The sequence below is a fragment of the Streptomyces sp. NRRL F-6676 genome (genome assembly GCF_000725625.1).
Lineage (GTDB): Bacteria > Actinomycetota > Actinomycetes > Streptomycetales > Streptomycetaceae > Streptomyces.
The window spans coordinates 59,909-66,373 of record NZ_JOHS01000037.1; the positions used below are offsets into that span (position 1 = coordinate 59,909).

5 protein-coding genes are annotated in these 6,465 nt (G+C 69.1%); 1 reads left to right on the plus strand and 4 read right to left on the minus strand.

The annotated features are described in order from the left end of the window. Positions 1–10: 10 nt before the first annotated feature. Genes IO29_RS21855 through IO29_RS21865 form a run of 3 tightly spaced genes read right to left on the minus strand, consistent with a single transcriptional unit; the run spans position 11 to position 3,121 of the window. Positions 11–907: a carbohydrate ABC transporter permease gene (locus IO29_RS21855; protein ID WP_030383435.1), complete on the minus strand. Its 897-nt coding sequence runs from the start codon at positions 905–907 to the stop codon at positions 11–13. A 1-nt stretch (position 908) separates the two neighbouring features. After that, complete coding sequence (locus IO29_RS21860) at positions 909–1,811, minus strand: carbohydrate ABC transporter permease (RefSeq protein WP_030383436.1); 903 nt, start codon at positions 1,809–1,811, stop codon at positions 909–911. Continuing rightward, on the minus strand, positions 1,808–3,121 hold the full coding sequence (locus IO29_RS21865) for an extracellular solute-binding protein (RefSeq protein ID WP_030383437.1): 1,314 nt from the start codon (positions 3,119–3,121) through the stop codon (positions 1,808–1,810). The genes IO29_RS21860 and IO29_RS21865 overlap by 4 nt, the downstream gene beginning before the upstream one ends. A gap of 607 nt (positions 3,122–3,728) precedes the next feature. Here IO29_RS21865 and IO29_RS21870 point away from each other — a divergent pair. Beyond that, a complete protein-coding gene (locus IO29_RS21870; RefSeq protein ID WP_030383438.1) occupies positions 3,729–4,739 on the plus strand; it encodes a LacI family DNA-binding transcriptional regulator in 1,011 nt (336 codons plus the stop codon). Between the two features lie 44 nt (positions 4,740–4,783). Here IO29_RS21870 and IO29_RS21875 read toward each other — a convergent pair whose 3' ends face one another. After that, the gene (locus tag IO29_RS21875; RefSeq protein WP_030383439.1) at positions 4,784–6,307 is read right to left on the minus strand and encodes an acetaldehyde dehydrogenase ExaC; all 1,524 of its coding nucleotides are present in this window, start codon (positions 6,305–6,307) and stop codon (positions 4,784–4,786) included. Between the last annotated feature and the right edge of the window lie 158 nt (positions 6,308–6,465).

Genomic DNA, 6,465 nt, shown 5'->3' on the forward strand with positions numbered 1-6,465 from the left:
AACGGACCGGTCACCGGCCGTAACCGGCGGTCAGACCGCTGAGCAACTGCCGGCGCCCGAAGACGTAGAGCGCCAGGATGGGCGCCGTCGTGAGGACGACGGCGGCGAGCACGGCGGGGACGTTCACCCCGTACTGGCCCTGGAACGACCACAGGGCCAGCGGAAGCGTCCGCTTCGACGGGCTCTGGGTGAGGATCAGCGGCAGCAGGAAGCCGTTCCAGATGGTCAGCGCGTTGTAGACGGACACGGTGGTCAGGGCCGGCCGGCTCAGCGGCGCCGCCAGCCGCCACAGGGTCGTCCACTCGGTGGCCCCGTCGACCCGCATGGAGTCGAAGAGTTCCTTGGGCACGTCACGGAGGAAGTTGGACAGCACCAGCACGGACAGCGGGATGGCGAAGGCGATCGACGGCAGGATCAGCGCCAGCAGACTGTCGTACAGATGCAGCTTGATGATGATCAGGTACACCGGGATGACCGTCGCCTGCAACGGAATGGCGAGGCCCATCAGGAACAGGCCGTTGACGGTCCGCAGGAACCTGAAGCGCCAGCCGCGCACGATCGCGTAGGCGGCCATGAAGGAGACCGCGACGGCCGGTATCACCGCACCGGCGGCGACCACGACGCTGTTGACGAAGTAGGTCGGGAAGTCGGAGTCGATGACCATCTGGTAGTTGTCCAGCGTGGGGTCGCCCGGCGGCACCATCGGATTGCTCGCGTAGTAGGCGCTCTTCTCCTTCAGACTGGTGATGAGCACCCAGTACAGGGGCAGGGCGACGACGGCGAGCCAGAGCCAGCCGGCCAGACCGCCGGCCCAGTTGCGCCGGCGGGCCGCCGGACGGGAGCGGCGCCGCCCCTCGCGCTGCGCGGTCTTCTCCGGCCGCTCGGGCTTGGTCAGCGTGGTGGTCACGTCAGGCCCCCTCGAGTTGGCTCTCACCGGCGTCCCGGCCCCCCAGCCTGCGCAGCAGCAGGGCGAGGGCCAGGCCCACCAGGACGAGGATGACGGCGATGGCGCTGGCCGGCCCCATCAGGTTGGCCTGGAAACCCCGTTTGTACATGTCCAGTGCGAGGACCCGGGTCGCGTCCCCGGGACCGCCCTCGGTCAGGATGAAGATCAGGTCGAAGAAGGTCAGCGACCCCACCACCATGAGCGTCGAGGAGGTGATGACGGTGTACTTCAGCTGCGGCAGCGTGATGCTGAAGAACTGCCGGACCCGGCCGGCGCCGTCCAGCTGCGCCGCCTCGTACAACGACTGCGGGATCTGCCGGACCGCGCCCTGGTAGAGCAGCGAGTGGAACGGGACGAACTGCCAGGAGACGACGAAGATCACCAGGCCGAAGGCGAGCCACGGGCGGCCCAGCCAGTCCTGGCTGAGGAAGCCGATCCCCAGCCCGTGACCGATCCCGAAGTTGGGGTCCAGCAGCGCCTTGTACGTGAGCGCGATGGCCGCGGAGCTGAGCAGCAGCGGCACGAAGTACACCACGCCCAGCACCGCGCGGTAGCGCTGGCTGCCGGCCAGGAACGCGCCGAGCAGCACGCTCAGCGGCGTCTGCACCGCCCAGGACACGGCCATGACCAGGAACGTCACCCACAGGGCGTGCGGCAGCCCGGGGTTGGTGAGCACCGCGCGCCAGCTGGTCAGCCCCGAGGGATGGATGCCGCCGATCCCGTCCCAGGTGGTGAAGCTCAGCGCGAAGACACCGAGGAGCGGGATCACGGCGAAGCCGACGAAGAACACCAGCGCCGGCGCCGCGAGCCACGGCAGGATGCTGCGCGGCTCGCGGCGCGGCGGAGGACTGGTCAGTGTGCTCATTTGCCGATGACCGCGTTCATGTTGGCGGCGAAGGTCTTCGGCGAGACGGACCGCTGGAACAGCTTGGCGATGTTGTCCAGCAGCGTCTCCGCCGCCGTCGGACTGAGCGCCTGGTCCCAGGACTGGGCGAACGTCTTGGCCTTGCTGGCGACGTCGTAGGTGAACTTCAGGAACTCGGCGTCGTCGGAGGCCGCCAACTGCTTCTCGGTGCCGAGCAGCAGCGGGACCGCGCCGGTGCCGATCCAGTTCTTCACCTCGGCCGGCTGGAGGACGCCCTTGGTGAAGTAGTCCTTGGCGATCTTCTTCTGCTCGGCGCTGGCCTTGGAGGAGATGTACAGATACTGGCCGGGGTTGCCGACGGTGTTGCTCGGGTCGCCCTTGCCGCCGTCGACGGGCGGGAAGTTCATGAAACCGAGCCCGTCATCGGCGACGAAGTGCCCTCCGTCGGCCTTCTGGATGCCGTACGACCAGGAACCGTGCAGCATCATCGCGGCCCTGCCGGAGTAGAGCAGCGCCTGGTCGGCGTTGGAGTCCGCGGTGATCGAGGAGAAGCCCTTGACGAAGCCGCCCGCCTTGATCAGCTCCTGCACCTTGCCGAGCGCGTCCAGGGCCGCCGGGTTGGACCACGCGTCCTTCTCGCCGTCGAAGACGGCCTGGAACACCTCGGGGCCGCCGATGCGGTCGAAGAGGAACTCCAGCCACATCATGTTCGTCCACCGCGACTGGCCGCCCAGGGAGAAGGGCGCGATGTTCTTGGCGTTGAACTTGGGCACCAGGTCCATGATGTCGCCCCAGGACTGCGGGGGTTCGACGCCGACCTTCTCGAAGACCTTCTTGTTGTAGTAGAGGACGATCGGCTGCACCGTCTCGCACGGCATCGCGTAGATCTTGCCGTCGATCGTCGCTGGGCCGAACGAGGACGGGAACAGCCGCTTCTTGACCTCCGGGTGGTCGCCGAACCACGACGTGAGGTCCTCGACCTGCCCCGCCTTCACATAGCTGCGCAGCGTGCCGCCGCCCCAGCCCCAGATGAGCGTGGGCGCCTTCCCGGCGCCGATGGCCGTCTTGATCTTCGTCTTGTAGGCGTCGTTCTGGAAGGTGGTGCCCTTGATCCGCTCGTCGGAATGAGCCTCGTTGAACGCGTCCAGGGCCTTGGTCCTGACGCCTTCCTGGGGCTGGCCGCTGAGGTACCAGTACGAGGCCTTGTCGCTCTTGCCGGGCCCCGACGAGCCGCACGCCGACAGCGCCGCGGAGACCGGGACGGCGGCCGCCATGCCGAGGAGGGTACGTCGAGAGAGGGGGTTCGCCATGTGCTTCTCCGCACTCGAGAGCCGTCGGCTACTCGTGAGTCGTGTCGAAAACTTTTCGAAACAGCAATCGTCGAACTTGTCCGCGAACTCGGTGCACGCAAATTAGGTACCGGGCCGAAGCCCTGTCAAGGTATGTGCAGAGGCGTTATCAAGGTGGAGTTCGGGCCCGCGCTGCCGGGCGGGGGCGACTTCCGAGTAACCTTGGCAGGGATCGAAACAGTTTCGAAAGGACTCGGCGAAGGGCGGGCCGACGCGGGAGCTGCGGCCGACGCGCCGTCGGTGCAGGTCATGCCGCGACGGCCCGGCCCGCCGCCGCCCGCGCCGGACCGCGCCCGGACGGGCACGGCGCCGGATTGCCGTACGGTTGACCGGTTCCCCCCACGCGACCGGCAGCTCACCGCTCTGGTGGAACCGATGCGATCCGGTGACCGGATGACGATCCGGTGGACTCGATGTCGGTCCGGCGGCACCGATGCCGGTCCGGTGGACTCGATGGCGATCCGGCGGCACCGATGCCGGTCCGGTGGAACCGATGCCGGTCCGGTGGAACTGATGCCGGTCCGGTGTACCGATGCCGATCCGGCGGAACCGATGCTGAGAGGAACCGATGCGACCGAACGCCAGGCGCACCACTTTGGCGGACATCGCCCAAGCGGCCGGGGTCTCCGTGGCGACCGTGTCCAAAGTGGTCAACGGCCGCGGTGACGTGGCGCCGGGCACCCGCACACGGGTGCAGGAACTGCTGCACCTGCACGACTACCTCGCGCCCGTCTTCCGCCACACCGAGGCCGTCGAGAGCCCGACCATCGAGGTGCAGTTCCAGGGCGGCCTCAAGGCATACGTGGCCGAGACACTGGAAGGCATCGTCGACTCCGCGGCCGAACTGGGCGCCTCGGTGGTGATCAGCAAGGCCACCCTCGCCCCGCACTGGGCCCGGGACCTGGTCTCGGCCGGACGCCGCGCCCTGATCGCGGTCACCAGCGTGCACACCACGGCACACCTGAACGAACTGGCCAGGTCAGGGCTGCCGCTGGTCGTCCTCGACCCCCTGCATCTGCCGGACAGCCGGGTCAACAGCGTCGGCGCGACCAACTTCGCCGGCGGCCTGGCCGCGACCCGGCACCTGCTCTCCCTGGGCCACCGCCGCATCGCCTATCTCGGCGGGCCCGCGCCGGCCGTGTGCAACCAGGCACGCATGCACGGCTACCGCGCCGCCATGGAGGCGGAACGGGCGCCGGTACCGGAGGCATACGTCCGCCCCGGCGAATTCACCTACGAGACCGGACTGCTCGGCGCCGGCGCGCTCCTCGACCTGCCGGAACCCCCGACGGCGATCTTCGCGGGCAACGACGAGATCGCCGTCGGCGCCGTCGAGGCCGCCCGCGCCCGGGGACTGCGCGTCCCCGAGGACCTGAGCGTGGTCGGCTTCGACGACACCAGCCTCGCCCAGATGGCCTCACCCCCACTGACCACCGTGCGCCAGCCCCTGCGCGAGATGGGCGGCGCGGCACTGCGCACCGCCCTCCGCCTGGCCAACGGCGAGAAGATCGAGTCCCACCACGTCGAACTCGCCACCACGTTGGTGGTACGGGCGTCCACGGGGGCGCCGCGGGGGTGAGGGCTGAGGGGGTGAGGGGGGGCGAGGGCGGGATCCCTTCTCCTCTAGAAGAAGCCGAGCTTCTTCGGCGAGTAGGAGACCAGGAGGTTCTTCGTCTGCTGATAGTGCTCCAGCATCATCTTGTGCGTCTCGCGGCCGATGCCGGAACCCTTGTAGCCGCCGAACGCCGCGTGCGCCGGATACGCGTGGTAGCAGTTGGTCCACACCCGGCCCGCCTGGATGGCGCGGCCCGTCCGGTACGCCGTGTTCATGTCCCGGGTCCACACGCCCGCGCCCAGCCCGTACAGCGTGTCGTTGGCGATCTTCACCGCGTCGTCGAGGTCGTCGAAGGACGTCACCGACACCACCGGACCGAAGATCTCCTCCTGGAAGATCCGCATCCGGTTGTCGCCCTCGAAGATCGTCGGCTGGACGTAGTAGCCGCCCTTCAACTCGCCGTCGTGCTCGATGCGTTCCCCGCCGGTCAGCACACGGGCACCCTCCTGCCGGCCGATGTCCAGGTAGGAGAGGATCTTCTCCAGCTGGTCGTTGGAGGCCTGCGCGCCGATCATCGTGTCGGTGTCCAGCGGATGCCCGGTGACGATCCGCTCGGTACGGGCCACGGCCGCCTCCATGAACTCGGCGTAGTGACCGCGCTGCACCAGCGCGCGCGACGGGCAGGTGCACACCTCGCCCTGGTTGAGTGCGAACATCGTGAAGCCCTCGAGCGCCTTGTCGAGGAAGTCGTCGCGCGCGGACGACACGTCGTCGAAGAAGAGGTTCGGCGACTTGCCGCCCAGTTCGAGCGTGACGGGGGTGATGTTCTCCGAGGCGTACTGCATGATCAGCCGGCCGGTCGTCGTCTCACCGGTGAACGCCACCTTCGCCACCCGGGGACTGGACGCCAGCGGTTTGCCCGCCTCGACCCCGAAGCCGTTGACGACGTTCACCACACCCGGCGGCAGCAGGTCGGAGACCAGGCTCAGCCAGTAGTGGATCGACGCCGGGGTCTGCTCTGCGGGCTTCAGCACCACCGCGTTGCCCGCGGCCAGGGCCGGCGCGAGCTTCCAGGTCGCCATCAGGATCGGGAAGTTCCACGGGATGATCTGGGCGACCACGCCCAGCGGCTCGTGGAAGTGGTACGCCACCGTGTCGTCGTCGATCTCCCCGAGCGAGCCCTCCTGCGCCCGGAGCGCGCCCGCGAAGTAGCGGAAGTGGTCGATGGCCAGCGGAATGTCCGCGGCCAGCGTCTCCCGCACCGGCTTGCCGTTCTCCCAGCTCTCCGCGACCGCCAGCCGCTCCAGGTTCGCCTCCATCCGGTCGGCGATCCGCAGCAGGACCTCGGCCCGCGCGGCCACGGACGTGCGCCCCCAGGCGGGCGCCGCCGCGTGCGCGGCGTCCAGGGCACGCTCGACGTCCTCGGCGGTGCCCCGCGCGATCTCCGTGAACGGCTGCCCGTTCACCGGACTCGGGTTCTCGAAGTACTGCCCCCGGGCCGGCGGCACGTACTCGCCACCGATGAAGTGGTCGTACCGCGCCTGGTAGGAGACGACCGCCCCCTCGCTCCCCGGCGCTGCGTAACGCGTCATACCGCTCACCCTCCCGAACCAACCACCGCCCACCACCGGGCAGCTCCCGACCGGAGACTAGGAGGAGGGAGGTTGCAGGGAGGTTGCGGTGGAGGGGGTGGGCGCTCGTGGCCGGGCGGGAGGCGTCGCGGGGGGGAGGGGGCCCCGCCCCCCTCCCC